General features: G+C 64.5%; 15 protein-coding genes. 5 read left to right on the forward strand and 10 right to left on the reverse strand.

The window, feature by feature from the left end:
* Window positions 1-405 precede the first annotated feature (405 nt).
* Window positions 406-4179: a vitamin B12-dependent ribonucleotide reductase gene (locus FLL57_RS10250; protein WP_142882832.1), complete on the forward strand. Its 3774-nt coding sequence runs from the start codon at window positions 406-408 to the stop codon at window positions 4177-4179.
* Window positions 4180-4420: 241 nt separating this feature from the next.
* Complete coding sequence (locus FLL57_RS10255; RefSeq protein ID WP_142882833.1) at window positions 4421-6865, forward strand: SIR2 family protein; 2445 nt, start codon at window positions 4421-4423, stop codon at window positions 6863-6865.
* Window positions 6866-7175: 310 nt separating this feature from the next.
* On the opposite strand, the gene catB is transcribed toward FLL57_RS10255, so the two are convergent.
* From catB to FLL57_RS10275, 3 genes are all read right to left on the reverse strand, one after another.
* On the reverse strand, window positions 7176-7817 hold the full coding sequence (gene catB, locus FLL57_RS10260; protein WP_142884197.1) for a type B chloramphenicol O-acetyltransferase: 642 nt from the start codon (window positions 7815-7817) through the stop codon (window positions 7176-7178).
* 338 nt (window positions 7818-8155) lie between these two features.
* Window positions 8156-9307 carry a GGDEF domain-containing protein gene (locus FLL57_RS10265; RefSeq protein ID WP_142882834.1) on the reverse strand — a complete coding sequence of 384 codons (1152 nt, stop codon included), beginning with the start codon at window positions 9305-9307 and terminating at the stop codon, window positions 8156-8158.
* Between the two features lie 405 nt (window positions 9308-9712).
* Window positions 9713-10060, reverse strand: a complete 348-nt coding sequence (locus FLL57_RS10275) for a 5-carboxymethyl-2-hydroxymuconate Delta-isomerase (RefSeq protein ID WP_142882835.1) — start codon at window positions 10058-10060, stop codon at window positions 9713-9715.
* Between the two features lie 191 nt (window positions 10061-10251).
* On the opposite strand from FLL57_RS10275, the gene FLL57_RS10280 reads away from it, so the two are divergent.
* Window positions 10252-11085 (forward strand): alpha/beta hydrolase, encoded by an 834-nt coding sequence (locus FLL57_RS10280; RefSeq protein WP_142882836.1) that lies wholly within the window; start codon window positions 10252-10254, stop codon window positions 11083-11085.
* An 18-nt stretch (window positions 11086-11103) separates the two neighbouring features.
* Here the strand turns inward: FLL57_RS10280 and FLL57_RS10285 are convergent, their stop codons facing one another.
* From FLL57_RS10285 to FLL57_RS10295, 3 genes are read right to left on the reverse strand one after another with little or no spacing between them, the layout of a single operon-like run.
* Window positions 11104-11895 (reverse strand): ABC transporter ATP-binding protein, encoded by a 792-nt coding sequence (locus tag FLL57_RS10285; RefSeq protein WP_142882837.1) that lies wholly within the window; start codon window positions 11893-11895, stop codon window positions 11104-11106.
* Window positions 11889-12917, reverse strand: coding sequence for an ABC transporter permease (locus tag FLL57_RS10290; protein WP_142882838.1), 1029 nt, complete (start codon window positions 12915-12917; stop codon window positions 11889-11891). The genes FLL57_RS10285 and FLL57_RS10290 overlap by 7 nt, the downstream gene beginning before the upstream one ends.
* Window positions 12895-13980 carry an ABC transporter substrate-binding protein gene (locus FLL57_RS10295; protein WP_142882839.1) on the reverse strand — a complete coding sequence of 362 codons (1086 nt, stop codon included), beginning with the start codon at window positions 13978-13980 and terminating at the stop codon, window positions 12895-12897. Before FLL57_RS10295 ends, FLL57_RS10290 begins: the two co-directional genes overlap by 23 nt.
* 393 nt (window positions 13981-14373) lie before the next feature.
* On the opposite strand from FLL57_RS10295, the gene FLL57_RS10300 reads away from it, so the two are divergent.
* Window positions 14374-15039, forward strand: coding sequence for a DUF1847 domain-containing protein (locus tag FLL57_RS10300; RefSeq protein ID WP_013502170.1), 666 nt, complete (start codon window positions 14374-14376; stop codon window positions 15037-15039).
* Window positions 15040-15449: 410 nt separating this feature from the next.
* The gene (locus FLL57_RS10305) at window positions 15450-16430 is read left to right on the forward strand and encodes an NADPH:quinone oxidoreductase family protein (RefSeq protein ID WP_142882840.1); all 981 of its coding nucleotides are present in this window, start codon (window positions 15450-15452) and stop codon (window positions 16428-16430) included.
* An 82-nt stretch (window positions 16431-16512) separates the two neighbouring features.
* On the opposite strand, the gene FLL57_RS10310 is transcribed toward FLL57_RS10305, so the two are convergent.
* From FLL57_RS10310 to FLL57_RS10325, 4 genes are all read right to left on the reverse strand, one after another.
* Window positions 16513-17076, reverse strand: a complete 564-nt coding sequence (locus FLL57_RS10310) for a DUF4142 domain-containing protein (protein WP_142882841.1) — start codon at window positions 17074-17076, stop codon at window positions 16513-16515.
* A 172-nt stretch (window positions 17077-17248) separates the two neighbouring features.
* Entirely contained in the window at window positions 17249-18826 is a 1578-nt protein-coding gene (locus FLL57_RS10315) for a gamma-glutamyltransferase family protein (RefSeq protein WP_142882842.1), read from the reverse strand.
* Between the two features lie 85 nt (window positions 18827-18911).
* On the reverse strand, window positions 18912-20570 hold the full coding sequence (locus FLL57_RS10320; RefSeq protein ID WP_142882843.1) for a dipeptide ABC transporter ATP-binding protein: 1659 nt from the start codon (window positions 20568-20570) through the stop codon (window positions 18912-18914).
* Window positions 20567-21406 carry an ABC transporter permease gene (locus FLL57_RS10325; RefSeq protein ID WP_013502165.1) on the reverse strand — a complete coding sequence of 280 codons (840 nt, stop codon included), beginning with the start codon at window positions 21404-21406 and terminating at the stop codon, window positions 20567-20569. The genes FLL57_RS10320 and FLL57_RS10325 overlap by 4 nt, the downstream gene beginning before the upstream one ends.
* Between the last annotated feature and the right edge of the window lie 6 nt (window positions 21407-21412).

Here is a 21412-nt window from a genome sequence, read left to right on the forward strand (position 1 = left end):
ACATTTAGTATTTGATTCAGGAACCCGCACTATTGCTTGACGGGTCGGACGGAGTCGGCCTAGCTTCAGGCCGTCCAGCGAGGGAGTGCTTTTGTCCCGCCGGACGTTTCCCAGAAGGGTCCAGACCGACCACCTCCGACAGCCACAGCGGCAGCGGGGCGAGGCACCGTCTGCTCCTAAATCGACCGTTGGGGCGCATTCCGACGGGCCGGCAAAACGGCTCGCAAAGCGACATGGGGCGTTATGATGGGTGGAGGGTCCGGCTCGCAAAAATGCGGCCGTCGCCTCTGCCCGCGAAAACAGATGGAGCCGGGCCACGGCTCGCCGGGCGAACAAGGTTCGTCCATCTAGCAACTTCCCGGGCTACCCAAGGCGGGGGTTCGGGCGACTTGAACGGGGCACGAGATGAAGATCGAACGGCGCTACACCAAGGACGGCCAGTCTCCCTACGCGGCGATCGCGTTCAGGCTGACGACCAGCGAGATCCGCAATCCGGACGGGTCGGTGGTGTTCCGCCTCGAAAATGTCGAGGTGCCGGAATTCTGGTCGCAGGTCGCCTCCGACGTGCTGGCGCAGAAGTATTTCCGTAAAGCGGGCGTCGCCGCACGCCTGAAGAAGGTCGAGGAAGAGAGCGTGCCGTCGTGGCTGTGGCGCTCGGTCGCCGACACCGACGCCCTCACTGCCCTGCCCGAGAGCGAGCGTTACACCTCCGAGCATTCCGCCAAGCAGGTGTTCGACCGCCTCGCCGGCTGCTGGACCTATTGGGGCTGGAAGGGCAGCTACTTCTCCAGCGAGGACGACGCCCGCGCGTTCTTCGACGAGTTGCGCTACATGCTGGCGATGCAGATGGTGGCGCCGAACTCGCCGCAGTGGTTCAACACCGGCCTGCATTGGGCCTACGGCGTCGACGGCCCCGGCCAGGGCCACTATTACGTCGACTACAAGACCGGCAAGCTGACCAAGTCGAAGTCGGCCTACGAGCACCCGCAGCCGCACGCCTGCTTCATCCAGGGCATCGAGGACGACCTCGTCAACGACGGCGGCATCATGGACCTGTGGGTCCGCGAGGCGCGGCTGTTCAAGTATGGCTCCGGCACCGGCTCCAACTTCTCGCGGCTGCGCGGTGAAGGCGAACGGCTGTCGGGCGGCGGCAAGTCCTCCGGCCTGATGAGCTTCCTGAAGATCGGCGACCGCGCCGCCGGCGCCATCAAGAGCGGCGGCACCACCCGCCGCGCCGCCAAGATGGTGGTGGTCGACGTCGATCACCCGGACATCGAGGCCTATATCGACTGGAAGGTGAAGGAGGAGCAGAAGGTCGCCGCTCTCGTCACCGGCTCCAAGGTCAACCAGAAGCACCTCAAGGCAATCCTGAAGGCCTGCGTCAACTGCCAGGGCTCGGGCGACGACTGCTTCGATCCGGAGAAGAACCCGGCGCTGCGCCGCGAGGTCAAGCTGGCGCGCCGCGCGCTGGTGACCGACGCGATGATCAAGCGCGTCATCCAATTCGCCAAGCAGGGCTACAAGGAGATCGACTTCCCGATCTACGACACCGATTGGGATAGCGAGGCCTACCTCACCGTCGCCGGCCAGAACTCCAACAACTCGGTGTCGCTCCGGGACGACTTCCTGCGCGCGGTCGAGACCGACGGCGACTGGCACCTCACCGCCCGCACCAACAAGAAGGTGGTGAAGACGCTGAAGGCCCGTGACCTGTGGGAGAAGATCGGCACCGCGGCCTGGGCCAGCGCCGATCCCGGCCTGCACTTCAACACCACGATGAACGACTGGCACACCTGCAAGGCGTCCGGCGACATCCGCGCGTCCAATCCGTGCTCGGAATACATGTTCCTGGACGACACCGCCTGCAACCTCGCCTCGGCGAACCTCTTGGCGTTCTACGATGTCGGCGCCAACCGCTTCGACCTCGACGCCTACGAGCATCTGTGCCGGCTGTGGACCGTGGTGCTCGAAATCTCGGTGCTGATGGCGCAGTTCCCGTCCAAGCAGATCGCCGAGCTGTCCTACGAATTCCGCACCCTCGGCCTCGGCTTCGCCAATATCGGCGGTCTCTTGATGACCATGGGTCTGTCGTACGACTCCAAGGAAGGCCGCGCGCTGTGCGGCGCCCTCTCCGCCATCATGACCGGCACTGCGTATGCGACCTCGGCCGAGATGGCCGCCAAGCTCGGCGCCTTCCCCGGCTACAAGAAGAACGCCGACCATATGCTGCGCGTGATCCGCAATCACCGCCGCGCCGCGCATGGCGAGACCCGGGTCTACGAGGCGCTGTCGGTCAACCCGGTGCCGCTCGACCACGCCGGCTGCCCGATCCCGGATGCCGTCGCCCACGCCAAGGCGGCCTGGGATAAGGCGCTCGAACTCGGTGAGCGGCACGGCTACCGCAACGCGCAAACCACGGTGATCGCGCCGACCGGCACCATCGGCTTGGTGATGGACTGCGACACCACCGGCATCGAGCCCGACTTCGCGCTGGTGAAGTTCAAGAAGCTGGCCGGCGGCGGCTACTTCAAGATCATCAACCGCGCGGTGCCGGCCGCCTTGCGCGTGCTCGGCTATCCGGAGCACCAGATCCAGGAGATCGAAGCCTATGCCGTCGGCCACGGCTCGCTGTCGAATGCGCCGGCCATCAATGCCTCGACCCTGAAGGCCAAGGGCTTCACCGATGAAGCGCTCGCCAAGGTCGAAAAGGCGCTGCCGACCGCCTTCGACATCAAGTTCGCCTTCAACAAATGGACCTTCGGCGAGGACTTCCTCAAAGACGTCCTCAAGATCGAAGCCGAGCAGATCGCGCAGCCGAATTTCGACCTGCTCACCGCGCTCGGCTTCACCAAGCGCGAGATCGAGGCCGCCAACATCCACATCTGCGGCGCGATGACGGTCGAGGGTGCGCCGCATCTGAAGCCCGAGCACTACGCGGTGTTCGATTGCGCCAATCCGTGCGGCAAGATCGGCAAGCGCTATCTGTCGGTCGAGAGCCACATCCGGATGATGGCCGCGGCGCAGCCATTCATCTCCGGCGCGATCTCCAAGACCATCAACATGCCCAACGACGCCACGGTGGAGGACTGCAAGTCCGCCTACATGCTGTCGTGGAAGCTGGCGCTCAAGGCCAATGCGCTGTACCGCGACGGCTCCAAGCTGTCGCAGCCGCTGAACTCGCAGCTCATCGCCGACGACGACGAGGACGAGGACATCGACACCTTCCTGGAGAAGCCGATGGCCGCCCGCGCCGCGCACGTCTCCGAGAAGGTGGTGGAGCGCCTGGTCGAGCGCATCGTGGTGATGCGCGAGCGCGAGAAGATGCCGGATCGCCGCAAGGGATACACCCAGAAGGCGGTGGTCGGCGGCCACAAGGTCTATTTGCGCACCGGCGAATATGATGACGGCCGCCTCGGCGAGATCTTCATCGACATGCACAAGGAGGGTGCCGCCCTCCGGTCGTTCATCAACAACTTCGCCATCGCCGTGTCGCTCGGCCTGCAATACGGCGTGCCGCTCGAAGAATATGTCGACGCCTTCACCTTCACCCGGTTCGAGCCAGCCGGCCCCGTCCAGGGCAACGACTCGATCAAATACGCCACCTCGATCCTCGACTACGTGTTCCGCGAGCTGGCGGTGAGCTACATGGGCCGGTTCGACCTCGCCCATGTCGACCCGACCGAAACCGGCTTCGACGCCATCGGCAAGGGCGTCGACGAAGGCAAGGCGCCGGACGGCAGCGGCGTCGCCGGCCCCGCGGCGGCGACCAAGTATCTGTCCAAGGGCCTGACCCGGTCGCGCACCGACAATCTGGTGGTGATGCGCAGCACCCCCGCCCACCCGGCGGAGACGACGCCGCGCAACGCCCCGGCGGGCGCCGCGCCGACCGTCACCGCGCTGGCCTCCTCCCGCGTCGGCGACGCCCTCGAAGGTGCCACCGCGCTGAAGCAGGAAACCCAGACCGATCTGTCGCCGACCGAAAAGCTGGAAGCGCTGCAGTGGAGCAAAGCCACCACCGCCGCGACCCAGGCCGCCCCGACCAAAGCCGAACGCCGCGCCGAAGCCAAAGCCAAGGGCTACGAAGGCGAGATGTGCTCGGAATGCGGCAACTTCACGCTGGTGCGCAACGGGACGTGCATGAAGTGTGATACTTGCGGCAGCACGACGGGGTGCTCGTGAACGGCACTCTTAGTACAACACTTGCCGCCGCCGCGGACCCACAACGTCATAGCCGACCAACTTAACTCTTCCCCCAAAGGGCTCCCCGCAACACGGGGAGCCCTTTTACTATGAATCACCCATTGACCCACATAAACAAAGTTCCGAATATCTTCTCTCGCAAACGCCGATCGGTCAGTCGGAACCTCAATATTCAGCCGACAATCGGAATATTGTTAACTAATCTCTGAAACTGAAAATCATGGGCAACAACTCGATCGCAGATAGCCTGCGAACCTATGTTCCGACCGGGCGCGCCATTCTAATTCTCGGAACAGGGTTCACTTACGGCGCAAAGAACCGCTACTCCGTCCAAGTTCCCGGAGCCGACACTCTTGTTAAGCTCCTTCTCGACGAGGCACGCATTCCAGCAGATGATCGCGAGGGATTCAGCCTTGTAACTGCCATCGACGCATACTTGGAAAACGCTGACAACCCGGGACAACTCTCACAATTTTTGCATCGACACCTTCAATGCGTTGAAGTCCAGGATCACCATAGGACAATTTCCAAATTACCATGGTTCCGCATATACACCACCAACTACGATAACGTCATCGAAGTCTCATTAGATCGCGAGAACGTCCAATACGAAGTGTTTGACCAGAGTGGCCGAGCAATCAGTCGCAAGCACGATACAACTCAAGTTATTCACCTTCACGGATACATCTCATCGACAAACCCCCGCGATGAACCGAACCGATTTATCGCAGGTGTCCGCTCTTATGCAGAGCCAGATCTCTACGAATCCGATTGGTTACGACAACTCGAAAGAGACGTCGATAATGCCCCAGCGATATTTGTGGTCGGGCAGTCGCTCCGCGACATTCACCTTGCGCGCATTCTTCGCAAGAAGCCTCAGTTCGCCGAGAAGACCCATCTAATAATCGAGTCAGCCCCCAAGCCGGCGCTACTATTCGCTACGAAAAGCTTCGGCGATGTTCACACCATTGGCGTAGACGGCATGGCCTCGTTGTGTGTCGGCATCAACAAGGCAGCCCCACTTCTAACAAGGCCCCCGCACCTCGAAGAACTTTCGTTTGAATCCCCAATGCAGGAAGCCAGCCAGTCCAACATAGAATCCCTACTCTTGAAGGGGAGAGTTGATCGCGGATTTATGACCAAGCAAATTCGAGGAGAGCATCGCGTTGTGTATTTTGTCGAACGAGCATCGCGCTACAAGAAAGAAATTATCGACAGGCGAAAACGAATTGTGTTCGTCCATTCCAGCATCGCGAATGGCAAGACGATATTCCTCACCGAACTAGCAGCCCGCCTCTCTCAAGACGGATGGACAATTTTTAAACTCCATCCAGAACGCGGCGACTCACAAGACGCCTTCGACTTCATTTCGCAAAGATTGCAGAACGATGCAATTATCATCGAAGACGTCTTCCAGTACGAATCCTTACTCGATCGAGCCTGCGCCATAGGTAGAACAAATGTGTTGCTTCTGTTCGGAACCCGCACATCCGCATTCGAGCTGCGTTTCGGTTCAGTTCAACGTGAACTCTCTGGTCGATATTTTGAAATCGACCTAAACGTCTTGAATGAGGGCGAACTTCAACAGACCGCAGAGTATTTGGGGCAGTTCGGCTATTGGCGCGAACGTGCAGCATCAAGCGTCAAAGAGAAAATTCGTTTCCTTTCGTACAACTGTCATCGCGAAATGAGAAGCACCCTCCTTTCGCTACTTGAGAGTCCAGCAATCCGGTCTAAACTGGACAATTACTTCGAAGCGATAAACGCTCTTCCACCAAGACTCTCGGAATTCATCGCACTGTCTGCATACGCGAGAATGATAGGCGGCGCCGAGATTGACGCCTTCACAATGGGGTCAATCATGGGTTACGATTACTATAGAGAAATCGTCTCTTATCGACGAACCCTTGATACCGAATTGTTCTCGCCAGGAGGGGAGGCGCAATTCCGATCTCCAGTGTTTGGCGAATACTACTTAAGAGAGCACATAGAGGATGAACGAACTCTTGAACTCATCTCTGAATTTGTTCATGCATTGGACCGGTTTTCGAATCGAGAAGCGAATTACAAACCAATCTTACGTCAAGCCCTAAGATACCGCTTCATCAAAGCAACAATGAAGTCATCTCTGGCGAACGAGCTAGTCGACAGATTCTTTGAACAGTTACACAATCTCAAGATAGCAAAAAGCGATCCACTTTTCTGGATTCAAGCCTCGATTGCGAAACTGGCAATTCCAAATTATCTAGCGTCCGAGAACTATATTGCAACCGCAAGAAGCTTTTCGAGGCTACTTAGAAATTTTGATCCATACCAAATCGATACTCACGAAGCGAAATTTCTTATCGAAAGCCGCCTGGGTGGCTACCAGCGCGACTACGGACTAGCCCTACTAAAGTCAGCCAACTTGGTAATTGGAGTAATTTCACGACGAGAGGAAGATCTCGTTCTACCAATCGAGATTGTCACCACATATCCGGATTACTATGCGCGATTCAAAGAGGAAATACCCGACCATGAGGTGAATTCCGTCAGGCAGCGTTTGGTTGAAATTGAAGCGCGCATGAATACGTACAGCGACGCCGTTTTAGCGCGTAAGAGAATCGGTGAGCGAGGTCGGGATGCGATACGAAGAGTAATGTCTCTCTCTGACAATTATACGTAGCCCGTAGGGCGGATTAGCGAAGCGTAATCCGCCACTCAATACGCGAGGCGCAATACGCTGCGCTATTGCGCCCTACGGGCTCGCGAGACGGCAATGCGGTGGCCTTCTGGCCTCGCCACAAGTGCCGTGAGATCCGGGTTCACGCCGCAAGTCGGCGTGCCCGGAATGACGGCGGTGGGGTTGGACGAGCAAGCAAAGCCCGGAGCCCGCAGAGTGGATCGGCGTAGCCGGGTGAGCGCAGCGATACCCGGGACTCTTCGTACCGCCGAGATGCCGCTCCCGGATGTCGCTTCTCATCCGGGCTACGGGACTAGCTGCGCGGCGACTGGACGGCCGTCTGCCAGTGACGGTGAAGGGCCGCAACGTCGCCGCTGGTCAGGATTGGCATCGCAGCTCTCAGGTCGTCGTCGCTCCAATCCCACCAGCGAAGCTCGAGCAGCCGCGCGATGTCGGGGTCGCCAAACCGCTTTCGGATCACCTTCGCGGGGTTGCCGCCGACGATGGCGTAAGGCGCGACGTCGTTCGTCACCACAGCCCGCGCGCCGATCACCGCGCCGTCGCCAATTCTGACGCCGGGCATGACGATGGCTTCGGTGCCGATCCAGACATCGTTGCCGATCACCGTGTCGCCGGCCGGTTGGAATCCATTTTCCGCGCCGGCAAAGGCTGGAACTTCAGGCATCCAGAAGTACGGGAACGTGCTGATCCAGTCGCTGCGATGCCCCTGATTTCCGGCCATGATGAAAGCCGCGCCCGAGCCGATCGAGCAGAACGAACCGATCACGAGCTGGTCGACACCGTCGTCCGACAGCAGGAAGCGGGCGCAGTCGTCGAAGCCATGACCGTGATAATAGCCCGAATAGTAGCTGTAACGGCCGACCCGGATGTTGGGGTTGGTGACCAGGCGATCGAGCGTGATGCCCTTGAAGGGGCTTTCGAAGACGTTATGCATCGTGAGGACCAATGGTTCGCAAGCCGCGCATGCGGCGATGGCTCACCCGAGCTTTCTCGGGTGACCGACAGCGAGCGATCCGGCCGATCGCCTGCTGCAGCTTCCAGCGTCAGATCCGCGGAAGCGCGATGCCGGTGGTACTGTGTGTGGCCTTCATTCTCGCATGATGGCGCATTCTGCAGCCCGAGCCAAGGTCGGCTCACTTGGCCGTCGGCGTCCTGTGGATTTGAAATCCAATCGTAGCAAGCGTAGCCCGGGCGAGCGCAGCGACACCCGGGTTTCTTGGTGCCGCCGAAGCGCTGCTCCCGGATCTCGCTTCGCTGATCCGGGCGACGGGACTACATCCCGCGATCGACGGTGCGGTCCCGGCCCGCTGCCTTGGCCTGGTACAGCCGGCTGTCCGCCAGCTTGTACAGTGCCGCCCAGTCGCCGGCCTCGCGGATCGTCGCCACCCCGAAGCTCGCCGTCACGGGCCGCGTATCCAGGCCAGGAATGCGACTGTTCGCGATGGTCTGGCGGAGCCGTTCGGCGCATTCGGCGGCATCGGAGGGCGAGGCGTCCGGCAGGAACACGGCGAACTCCTCGCCGCCCCAGCGGCCGACGAGATCGCCCTTGCGGGCGGTTCTGCGCAGGATCGCGCCGATCTCCTGCAGCACGACGTCACCGACGTCGTGACCGAAACTGTCGTTGATCGATTTGAAATGGTCGACGTCGCACAGGATCAGCGCCGCGCCTGCGGGCGCGCGGCGCATCGGCGCCGCGATCTCCGCCTCGAAGCCGCGGCGGTTGAGCAGCCCGGTGAGATGGTCGAGGTCGCGTTCGCGGCGCAGATCGTCGATCAGGTCCGACACCGCCGCAGCCAGGATGGCCATCGCCAAGGCGGCGCCCAGCACCGCGAGCGACAATTGCAGCGTCTGCCAGAACACCGAGTCGGCGAACGCGAGTGGTCCACCCGACGGCGGCGAGGCGCCGACCGTGAACACGGTGCGGGGAAAGAAGTGCAGCCCGAACAGGAGCAGCGTCCAGAACAGGATGCGGTCGACCACGCGGCCGTGTCTGAGCTGCGCAAGCCGCAGCGCGGCGACGCAGAGCAGCAGTCCGTAGCCGAAGTTCTGCACATAGATGCGCGCGAGCAGACTGCGATCGACGTAGAAGAAGTAGTACAGCGCCAGGCAAAACGCGGCGAAGATCGCGACATCGATCCAGATGCCGAACGCCCTGCCCGAGCGGATCAGCACGCCTTCGACAGCCGCGATCACGGCACAGGTGTAGAGCGCGCCCGACACCATCGCGTTGAGGCCGGTGTCACGCGGCCAGTACAGAATCTGGCTCGACGCCCCGAGCGCGAACAGCGCACACGCTGCCGCCAGAAGCGCGAGATAAGGACGTCGCCGGTCGTAGCTCCAGGCCGCGAGAAACGCGACGCCGAACACGCCGATGATGCCTGGCCCGATCAGGGACAGCGTTATTCTGACTACGGAACCCGGCATTTCGAACGTCGCGACCTCACAGGTTGAATCTCGCGTCTTTTGCCGCCATCCGCTGTCTAAATCCCCCACACACTCGATTCAATTTTAGCAAAGCGAAAGCTGCGCGATTGCGAGCGCGCTGGCGACGCCGAGCAGCGTCCCCGGACAGCGCTTCGCTGATCCGCGCGGCGGAATTCTCTGTCGCCGCTAGAGCGGATCATCGTTTGATTGAAACTATCCGACCTTTCCGGAGGCACTGAGTCCTCATCCTGAGGAGCCCGGCCAAGCCGGGCGTCTCGAAGGATGGGGCAACGCATTCCCTGCGGCACATGGTTCGAGGCGGCGCTACGCGCCTCCTCACCATGAGGTTGTGCGTGTGGCAGGCGGTGCGGATCAGCTCTGATTCTATCAAAAACAGAACTGAGCTCACGCCTGCTTCAGCCGTTTCTTGTACGCCTCCGGGTCCATGTCGCGGATGTCGACGCTGAGGCTGTGAATGTCGGGGCAGTGCTCGGTCAGGGTCTGGCGCAGCGCGGTGCTGAGCGCGACCTTCTGCTCCGGCGTGCGGCCGGCCAGCATGAATACGGCAAGATGCACGAAGCTGTCGCGCTTGCCGGCGACCAGATAATCGTCGTAGCCGCGGGCCCGCACCTTGATGTCGGCGGCGTGCATCACCCCGGTCGCCCCGGCGGTGACGGCGAGCTGCGCGATGATGCGCCCGACGCGGTCGCGGCCGAGATGATCGGCCGAATAGTCCATCACGAGGTGCGGCATCGTCGCTCCGGTTCGCTCCCTACGGTCTCCGCGGGTGTTATTTGGCGCTCGCGAGCGTGATCAAGCCCGGGCGGCGGATCGACGCAAGCGCCACGGCGCTCATGGCCGTATGCGTAAATGCGATCGACAGGCTGTTCGCGTTGCGGCAAAGCTCGCCGCCAACGAGACGCTGCACGTTCGATGGAGCCGCAATGACCACCGACCGCCCTGCCGATCCCCGCGCCCGCTGGGCGTATCTGTCGCAGAGCGAGCGCGACGCCGCCTACGATGTAGTCACCGCGGTGAAGAACAGTGCCGAGCTGAGCGCCGAGCGCAACGCCGCATCGGCGCAGGCGCGCGCCAGGCTGAGATCGGTGCTCGATCTGGCTTACGGCCCGCGCCAAAACGCCAGGATCGACCTGTATCCGGCCGCGCGGCCCGACGCGCCCTGCCTGGTGTTCTGGCATGGCGGCTATTGGCAGAAGAATTCGCGCGAGCTGTTCGCCGCGCTGGTCGAGGGCATCGCCGCGCACGGCTGGTCGGTGGCGATTGCCGGCTATTCGCTGGCGCCGGAGGTGACGCTCACCGACATCGTCGCCGAGAGCCGCGCCGCGCTCGACTGGCTCGCTGCGCACGGCGTCGCCGGGCCGGTGGTGACCTCGGGCTGGTCGGCCGGCGGCCATCTGGTGGCGATGACGCTGGACCATCCGCTGGTCACCGCCGGGCTGTCGATCGCCGGCGTGTTCGAACTCGGCCCGCTGCGCGACACCTTTTTGAACGCGGCGCTGCGCCTCACCGACGCCGAGATCGAAACGCTGTCGCCGCTGCGGCTGCCGCCGGTCAAGAAGCGGCTCGACCTCGCCTACGGCACCCGGGAGCTGCCGGCGCTGGTGCTGGACTCCCGCGATCTGCACGCGCGCCGCGACGCCGCCGGCGCGCCCGGCCGGCTGCTGCCGCTTCCCGGCCACGATCACTTCTCGATCCTGGCCGAACTGCGCCGCCCGGATGGCGCGCTGGTGCAGGCCGCGCGCGCGCTGATCGGCTGAGGTGCCGCCCGTCCCAGCTCACCAGGTGGCGTCGAGACCGAGCAGGCCGAGGATCTGGCGGCGCAGGTCGGCCAGATATGGATCGCCGCGGTGACGCGGATACGCCGCCTCCACGGCGAGATCGGCCTTGAGCTTCGCGGGACGCTCGCTGAACACCAGCACCCGCTGCGCCAGGAACAGCGCTTCCTCGACATCGTGAGTCACCAGCAGCGTCGTGAAGCCCTGGCGCTGCCACAGCGACACGATCTCGGTCTGCATGCTGAGCCGGGTCAGCGAGTCGAGTTTTCCGAGCGGCTCGTCGAGCACCAGGATATCGGGATCGTTGACCAGCGCACGGGCCAATGACACGCGCTGCGCCATGCCGCCGGAGAGCTGGTGCGGATAGGCGTTGGCAAAGCCGCTGAGCCCGACCATCGCCAGCGCCGCATCGACCCGGTGACGCTCGCTCTTGATGATGCCCTGCGCCTCGAGCCCGAGCGCGACGTTCTTCCACACCGTCCGCCATGGAAACAGCGTCGGATCTTGGAACACAACGACGCGCGACGGAAGTGGCCCGGCAATGACGCGGCCGTCTTCGAGCAGCCGGCCGGCGCGCGGCGGCTCGAGCCCGGCAACCAGCCGCAGCAGCGTGGACTTGCCGCAACCCGACGGGCCGAGCAGCGCCACGAACTCGCCCGGCGCGGCACTGAGTGTGACGTGATCGAGCACCGGCAGCTCGGCACCGTCGATGTCGAAATGGTGGCTGACGTCGACGACATCGAGCGCAGCGCCGGCCGCCTGCGGCTGCTGCAATGCGACGGCGCTCACCATTTCACGACACCCTTCTGCCAGACCAGCAAGCGGTCACGGACCTTGAACAACGCCGTAATGGCGCCGGAGCACAATAGCGACATCACCAGCAGAGCCGCATACATGTTGGCGTAGGCCGCCCAGCCCTGCGCCCATTGCAGGTACCAGCCCAGACCGGATTTGACGCCCATCATCTCCGCGACCACCAGCACCGCGAACGATGCGCCGAGGCCCATGAACAGGCCGACGAAGACGTGGGGCAGCGCCGCCGGGATCGCGACCTTGAACACCAGGAACGACGGCCTGGCGCCGAGCGTGCGCGCGACGTCGTAGTAAGCATTAGACACGCTGGCGACTCCCGACCAGGTCAGCACCGTCACCGGAAATCCGGTCGCCAGCGCGATCAGGAAGGTCGATGCGCTCCAGCTCGACGGAAACGCGAAGAACGCGATCGGCAGCCACGCGGTCGCCGGCAGCGGGCCGATGAACCGCAGCACCGGATGCACCCAATAACCGACCGCACGCGACCAGCCGATCGACACGCCGGTGACGAAGCCGGCCGCCGCGCCGATCAGATAGCCGCCGAGCTGCAACTGTACCGAGGCCAATACGCTGTCGATCAGTTTCGGCAGATCGTCGGTGTAGACTTCGACGATCGCCTGCGGCGGCGGGAAGAACGGTTGCGGCAGCAGCCCAAGCTTGGCCGTCGCCGCTTCCCAGACTGCGAGCAGCACGCCGAGCAGCAACAGCCACGGCGACCGTCGCCGCACCGCCTCGCCGACCCGTCGCGACCACAAACCGATCACGGCCGCCAGCGCGATCGCGCCGCCGATCACGAAGGCGGCGATCGCCACCTCCTTGGTGCGCGACCAATCGCCGAGGTCGTCACGCCACAGGCACGACAGACCGAACACGGTCCAGCCGACGCCCGCGGCGAAGCCGGCAGCATGCCCGCGCACAGCGCGCAGCAGCGGCGACATGCGGGACGCCACCTGCGTCCCGACATCGAGTTCGAGCGCCTCAGACGCGGAATACGTCGGCATAGATCTTGTCCGCAAATTTGGTGGTGTCGGTCGAACGTTTGATCACCGAGACCGCTTTGAGGTCGTCGGCATACAGCTTCAGTTCGCTCTTGAGCTGCGGGCCGACCGGATGGTGATCGTGAGTGTGGTACTTGATCAGCGCCCGGATATCCTCCTCGGTGACGATCTTCGGCGCGTAAGGCAGGAACGACATCGCCGCCTTTTCCGGGTTGTTGGACGAAAATTCCGCCGCATCGAGCAGCGCTTGGGTCACAGCCCGCGCCACCAGCGGCTCGTCGCGGATCAGGCTGCCGCGCACACCGACGATGCAGCAGCTCACGTTGCGATAGATGCCGTCGAGGTTGGAGCCGATCTCCTTGAATTCGCCGTCCTTGAGGAAAGCGTGCGCCAGCGGATCGGACGCCAGCGCCGCCTGCGCCTCGCCCTTCTCCACCGCGAGCCGGACCAGATTTCCCGGATACTGCTTCCAGTCGACCTCCGTGGCCGGATCGATACCGGCCTTGGCGAGCTGGATCGAGAAGAAGTTCTTGCCCGGCCCCGCCTGATCGTCGATCGCCACCACCTTGCCTTTGAGATCGGTGACCTTGCTGATCTCCGAGTTGGTCGGCGCGATCGCCCGCAGGCAGCCACCGTGCGTTCCGGCGACGATCTTGACGTCGAAGCCCTGCTCCAGTGGTTTCAGCCAGCGCAATGCCATCCCGACACCGACATCGCTCTTCCCGGTGGCGATCGCTTCCAACAACTGATCTGTCGAACCCGAGAAATTCACCAGCTCGACATCGAGATTCTGCTTCCTGAAGAATTCGTAGTCGACCGCGACCGGCACCTGCACCGAGCACACCGAATTGGCGTTCCAAGACAGTTTCAGCTTGCGCGGCGCGCCGGTCAGCACAGCATCGCCGGATGTGCGGCAGATCGGGAAGTCGGAGAGATCATAACCGACGGGCACCGTCGGGAACGCCTGAATGCCGAACGCTCCGACCGGCGCTGCGACCACGCCCGCCGCCGCGCCGAGCAGTACGGAGCGCCGGCTGATAGGCCGACCTTTCTTTTGGTTGCTCATCAATGTCACCTTTCAGTTCAAGAGCCCGGCGGCGACGTTCAGGAAGGTGTCCGATCCGTTACGACCGATTCCGCCGACGAAATTCAGTGCCGTCATGATCGAGTTCGGCTGCTAGCAGGTCAATGAAACGTCATTTCAAATGTCGCACGGAACAGAGAACGCGATGCGCGTCGCACGCGCCTCAGGCAGCAGGTGGACCGATCGCAGAGAACCACGTTCTCACCGGCGGCGCTCCGGCAGAATGATGCTGCTGATAGCAGCGACGCCAATTGCAGCCGGTACGGCTCACATCACGGCCCCGAGCGCCTTCAGCTCTTATCCGAGCGTCGCATTGCGCGGGCGGTCACAGTCGATTAGTGCGGGCCGACAATCGCTGCATCAGGATCTTACATCATGGCCAAGCCGAAGCCCGACGCCATCACCTGCTCCGAATGCGGGCAGTTCAACTGTTATCGTCTCGACAAGCGCTATCCGGCAATCTGCGCCACGACCGATCTGGCGCCCGAGGAGCGACAGGAACTGGTGAGCCTATATACCGGCGATACGATCGACGCGACGCTCGCGCGCGCCGCGGCGGAGATCGAGGGGCAACACTATTGCAAGCTCAATCGTGTCGAAGAGACGGTTGCCTTCGCGCGCCGGATTGGTGCGACCCGGATCGGCATCGCCACCTGCGTCGGCCTGATCGAGGAGACCAAGCTGCTGGTCGAGATTCTCCGGCTCGCCGGATTCGAAACCCGAACCGCGCTGTGCAAGGTCGGCTCGATCGACAAGACCGAGATCGGAGTGCCGGAGGAACTGAAGATCAAGGGCGGTCACGAAGCCTGCTGCAATCCGGTCCTGCAAGCCCGCATGCTCAATCGGGAAGAAACCCATCTCAACGTCATCATGGGGTTGTGTGTGGGACACGACTCGCTGTTCATCCGCCACGCCGAGGCGCCAGTGACGACGCTGGTGGTGAAGGACCGTGTGCTCGGCCACAACCCGGTGGCGGCGTTTCACACCATCAAGACCTACTCCAGCCGGATGCGCGACGCGCGGCGCATGCAGGAGCTGTGAGCCACGGATCACCGCCTCATGCTCGTCTCGGACGGCATCCCTGCGGTCCGCCATAAACGCCGTGATTCCGCAAGGTGGCAAATGACGTGACGCAACGTCGTCCTTGTGGACGCGCCGTCCGCATCCTGTTAAACTGGTAGCAGACGACGGCACGCAACGCCGCTTGCGGTCCGGCACAAATCCCCAGCGACAGCATCGCGCAAAGAAGGGATCGACCACAGTCCCCACCCGAACGTCACGTCGCACGCAGCGTCACCGCTGGCTCATCAGAATGCAGACGCGCTGCCGTCCGCTCGACGTGCCGGTCCGGCTCACCACACGTCACCGAACCAATCTCGTCCGACGGCCGCAGTTCGCTCTTACTCCATCGTGCCGAAGGAGCACCGCCCTTGCCAGATCGTGAGACCTCGATGAAAGCCGTCGTCGTCGACGACTACGCCGCGATCGACCAGATCGAATTGAAGGAGATCGCGCGGCCGGCGGTGACGCCGGGTGCAGTGCGGGTCCGGGTTCGGGCGGTCGGCATCGGCTTCGTCGACGGCCTTAAAGTGCAGGGCCGCTATCAGACCAAGGATCCGCTGCCGTTCATCCCCGGCACGGAATTCGCCGGCGTGATCGACGCGGTCGGCGATGGTGTCGCGAACCTCGCGCCCGGCCAGATGGTGATGGGCATGGCGCGCTCCGGTGCGCTCGCCGAATACATCGTGGTGCCGATCGAGGCGGTCGCGCCGCTGCCGGACGGCGCCTCGGCGGAAGAAGGCGCCTCGTTCCGAGCCAACTACCTGACCGCTTACTACGCGCTGGCCGAACGCGCCGCGCTGAAGGAGGGCGAAATCCTGCTGGTGCTCGGCGCCGCCGGCGGCGTCGGCACCGCCGCGATCCAGATCGGCAAGCTGCTCGGCGCCCGCGTCATCGCAGCGGCATCGAGCGCGGAGAAGCGCGACTTCGCGCTGGGGCTCGGCGCCGATGCCGTGATCGACTACACGCGGCCGGACTGGCGCGACACGTTGAAGGCGCTGACCCAGGACCACGGCGCCGACGTCGTGTTCGATCCGGTCGGCGGGCCGGTCGCGGTCGAAGCGTTTCGCTCAATCGCCTGGAACGGCCGGCACATCGTCGTCGGGTTCGCGGCCGGCAGCATCCCGGCGCTGCCGTTCAACCTGCCGCTGCTGAAGGGCGGCAGCCTGCTCGGCGTCGACCTCGCGCAACTGCCGCGACGCGAACCGGCTGTGCTGGCACGCTGCACCGCGGAGCTGTCGCGGCTGCTCGCCAGCGGCGCGCTGAAGCCGGCGATCGTCTCGTCATTCGCACTGGAGGACTTTCACGCCGCGTTCAACGCCCTCGCCGGCCGCGACGCGCTCGGCAAGGTCGTGGTGCGGATCGGGCCGTAGCTTCGCCTGATGTCCTGCCCCGAAGCTCCGTGGATGCGTGGGGCTCGGCCCGCGCATCCACAGCGCGCATGGACGCATCGGCTTACTTCGTCGCCGGCGACGCGCCGACCGTCGCGGCGTTGTCGCCACCGAGCTGCTGCGCCATCTTCAGATGATGTTCGAGCACCGGCAGCGTCTGCGCGGCCCATTGCTTCAACTCGGGGAAGTCGCCGTTGCTGGCGTAGCTCTGGAACAGTTCGACCGCCTCCTGATGCGCCTGCACCTGCTGCGCGGCGTAGGCGGCGACGAACGCGTCGCCCCGCTTGTCGTTCAGTTCGTCCAGCATCGCCTGATGCCGGGCGTCGGGCTGGCTCGGCACGTCGACCTTGAGGCCGTGATTGGCGATCATGCGGCGAACGTCGGCCGAGGTCTTGCCGTGATCCTGCAGCATCTTGTCGGCGAACTGCTTCTGAGCGTCGGTGCCGCGGGCGAGCGCCAGCCGCGCCGCGGCGGTCTCGTACAGATCGGACACCGCGACCTGCTGAATGAACCCCGCGGTGGTCGAACTGATCGCCACCGGCGGCGCGCCGGGCGCCTGCGCAGCCGTCTGCGCGGCGGCGGGGGTGGCGAGCAGTATGCAGCTCAGCAGAATGGCGGCGCCCTTCATGTCGGTCTCTCCTGATGTCGCGTCGGTGTCGCCGCGCGATCAGTGACGATCTCGGTCGCGGCTGTCTGTCCACGCAACTCGCGGGCGAACCGTCCGTTCCTCGCTGCGACATCGGGTGACCGGGCGACGCAAGGCGCGTCCGGCGTCGCCGATGACACGATCGCCGCCGGTCTCAGTAGCCGAGCGCGACGCCGTCCTTGCGATGATCGGAGGCGCCGAGCAGCACGCCACGGGCCCGATCGATCCTGATCGCCTGACAGCCGCCGATCGCTTCCTCGGTCCAGCGCACGGAGTGACCGCGGCGCTGCATCTCGTCGTGGATGCCCTGGCCGATCGTGGTCTCCAGCGCCAGCGCGCCGTCGAAGCAGAAGCTGCGCGGACGTTCCGCCGCGGCCTGAATATCGAGGCCGAGGTCGAGCACGTTGGAGAGGAAGTTGGCGTGGCCCGCCGCCTGATAATGACCGCCCATCACGCCGAACGGCATCACCGCCTGATCGCCCTGCATCAGCATGCCGGGAATGATGGTGTGCATCGGCCGCTTGCCGGGCGCGAGCGAATTGGGATGGCCGGGCCTGGCGCGGAAGCTCCAGCCGCGATTGTGCAGCAGCACGCCCGAGTTCGGCGCGTAGATGCCGCTGCCGAACGGCGAGAAGATCGAGTTGATCAGCGACACCGCATTGAGATCGCGATCGACCACGGTGACGTACACCGTGTCGCGATGTTCGGTGTCGAGCCACGGCTGCGCCTCGCCGGCGCGGTCCATCGCGATGCTCTGCCGGATCTTGCCGATCACAGCGTCCGACAGAAAGCGCGCAGGTTCGAGCGGATGGACAGCCGGATCGCAGAAATACGCATCGCGCGTCGCGTAAGCCGCCTTGGTGGCCTCCGCAAGCAGATGAATCCGGTCGGCTTCACCGAGCCTGCCGACGTCGAAGCCCTCGAGCACGCGCAGGATCATCAGCGCCGCCAGCCCCTGCCCGTTCGGCGGACATTCCATCACGGTGAAGCCGCGATAATCGGCCGAGATCGGCGTCACGTCCTCGCCGCGATGCGCGGCGAAGTCATCGACGCTGTGGGCGCCGCCGAGCTTGCGCAGCACCGCGACCATCTCCTCGGCGACCTCGCCCTCGTAGAATCCGGCGCGGCCCTCGCGTGCGATCTTGCGCAGCGTCGCGCCGAGCCGCGGCTGGGCGCGGACGTCGCCGATCTCGGGAACACTTCCTCCGGGGAGAAACTGCGCGGCGGCGTTCGGATCGATTTCGACGCGCGCGCGACAGCGGCGCCAGTCGGACGCCACGCGCGGGGTGACGCAGAAGCCCTGCTCGGCGGCCTCGATCGCCGGCGCCAGCACGTCCGCCAGCGGCAGGCTGCCGTGGCGCTCGATCAAAGTGCACCAGGCGTCGATCGCGCCCGGAATGGTCACGGCCTCGGGCGACGTCGGCGGGATATCGCGGGCCTCGCCGCCGGCATATTTCTCCGCGTCGGTGCCGGCCGGGGTGCGGCCGGAACCGTTCAGCCCGATCGGGCGACCGCCGCCCAGCGCGATCAGCGCGAAGCAATCACCGCCGATACCGGTCATCTGCGGCTCGACCACGCCCTGGATCGCGACCGCAGCCACCGCGGCGTCGATCGCGTTGCCGCCGCGCCGCAGGATGTCGACCGCCGCCAGAGTCGCCCGCGGATGCGACGTCGCCGCCATGCCGTTCTGCGCGACCGCGAGCGAGCGGCCGGTCTTGTGAAAATCGCGCATCGTTGGTTCCCTGTTGGATGTCGTTCGAGGCTATCCGCCGACAGCCCAGGCTTCGCACCGCGCCGGACCCAGCCGGAGCACGCCGCTAGGCGGTCATCGCGTCTTGCGACGATGCGGCCTGCGGGCCGGCGAACAGGCTGCGACCCGGGATAGCGTCGAGCAAGGCACGAGTGTAGGCGTGCCGGGGCGACGTGAACACCGACTTGGTATCGCCCTGCTCGACGATCTCGCCGCGGCGCATCACCACGATGCGATCGGCGATCTCGGCGGCGACGCGCAGATCGTGAGTGATGAACAGCATCGCCAGATTCATCTCCTCGCGCAGCTCCGCCAGCAGTTCGAGAATCTGCGCCTGCACCGAAACATCGAGAGCCGACACCGCCTCGTCGGCGACCAGCACCATCGGCTTCAGCGCCAGCGCGCGCGCGATGCAGATGCGTTGACGCTGGCCGCCGGAGAACTCGTGCGGGTAGCGCCCGGCCGCACTCGCCTCGAGGCCGACCCGCGCCAGCAGCCGCTTGGCGTCGGCCATCGCCTCGGCGGGCGGCGCGCCATAGGCCATCGGCCCGCGCGCGATCGCATCGCCGACCTTCTGCCGCGGATCGAGCGCCGCATACGGATCCTGGAACACGATCTGCACCTTGCGACGCATCGCTCGCAGCCCGCCGCCGCGCAATTCGAGGAAATCCATGCCGCCGAACTCGATCGCGCCGGAGTCCGGCTCGATCAGCCGCATGATGATGCGGCCGAGCGTCGATTTGCCGGACCCGGATTCTCCGACCACCGCGACGGTCTCCCGCGGTCGCAGGCTGAGCGCCACGTCACGCACCGCCGGCACCGTGCGATGCGGCCGGAACAGGCCCTGCGAGGTGACGAAGGTCTTGTTCAGCCCGCGGGCGTCGAGCAACGGCTCGCCGTCCAGGTGACGGTCGAGCTCGGTGGCCGGGCGCGAGCCCGGCACCGCGGCGATCAGCGCCTTGGTGTAGTCGTCCTTCGGCCGCCGCAGCACCTCGTCGACGCAGCCCTGCTCGACGACGCGGCCGCCGCGCATCACCACCACCCGATCGGCGATATCGGCGACCACGCCGAAATCATGGGTGATGAACAGCACGCCCATGCCGCGTTCCGCCTGCAGCCGCCGGATCAGCGCCAGGATCTGCTTCTGGGTGGTGACGTCGAGCGCTGTGGTCGGCTCGTCGGCGAGCAGCAGCGCCGGATTGTTGGACATCGCCATCGCGATCATCACCCGCTGGCGCTGACCGCCGGAGAGCTGGAACGGATAGCTGCGGACCAGGGTGGCCGGTTCCGGCAGTCCGACAGCGGCGACGAGTTCGAGCACCCGCGCATCGAGTTCGGCCCGGCTCGGCCGCGGCGCGGCATGGACCAGGATCGCCTCGGCAATCTGATCTCCGACCCGCGCCAGCGGATTGAGGGCGCTGAGCGGCTCCTGGAAGATCATCGAGATCGCGCCGCCACGAAGGCCGCGCATCGTGTCTTCATCCGCGTGCGCGAGGTCCTGGCCGCGAAACCGCACCGCGCCGCCGCCGATCGACAGATTCGGCGGTAGCAATCCGAGCACCGCATGCGCGGTGATCGACTTGCCCGAGCCGGATTCCCCGACCAGGCAGACGATCTCGTTGCGCCGCACGCCGAGCGACACCTCGGCGACCGCGTGGCTGCGATCGCCGCCCCTCGGCAGCGCGACCGACAAATTCTCGACGGACAACAGGATATCGTCGCTCATGCGTTACGCGCCTTTCGCGAGATGCGCGGGTTCAGGGTGTCGTTCAGCCCCTCGCCGACCAGATTGATCGCCAGCACGGTGAGCAGGATGGCGATGCCGGGAAACATGCTCATCCACCACGCCTGACGGATCACGGTGCGCGACGCGCCGATCATCAGTCCCCACGACATCAGATTGGGATCGCCGAGCCCCATGAAGCTCAGCGCACTTTCGATCAGGATCGCGGTCGCGATCGTCAGCGAGCCTGTGACGATGATCGGCGAGATCGCATTGGGCAGGATGTGGCGCAGCGCCACCACCATCGGCGCCTGGCCTTGACACACCGCGGCCTGGACGAATTCACGGCCGCGCAGCCGCATGAACTCCGCCCGCGTCAGCCGCGCCAGCGGTGGCCAGCTCACAGCGCCGATCGAGATGATGACATTGGTCAGCGTCGGTCCGATCGTCGCCACCAGCAGGATGGCGAGGATGAAGCCGGGGATAGTCTGGAACAGCTCGGTGACGCGCATCATCGCATCGTCGACCCGGCCGCCGAAATACCCGGCGATCGCCCCGATCACCACGCCGATACACAGCGCCGCCAGCGTCGAGGCGACCCCGATCGTCAGCGACACCCGGGCGCCGTAAGCGATCCCGGCGGCGACGTTGCGGCCGAGCATGTCGGAGCCGAGCGGGAGCCCTTCGCTCGCGGGCGGCTGGAACGGCGCCGCGACCATTTCCCAAGGGTCTTCAGGGAAGATCACCGGCGCCATCGCCGCGAGCACGATCACGCCGATCAGGATCACCAGGCCGATCAGGCCGGTCGGGTGACTCAGGAAGGTCTTCAGCCGATCCATCTCGAC

The sequence above is a fragment of the Rhodopseudomonas palustris genome (genome assembly GCF_007005445.1).
Lineage (GTDB): Bacteria > Pseudomonadota > Alphaproteobacteria > Rhizobiales > Xanthobacteraceae > Rhodopseudomonas > Rhodopseudomonas palustris_G.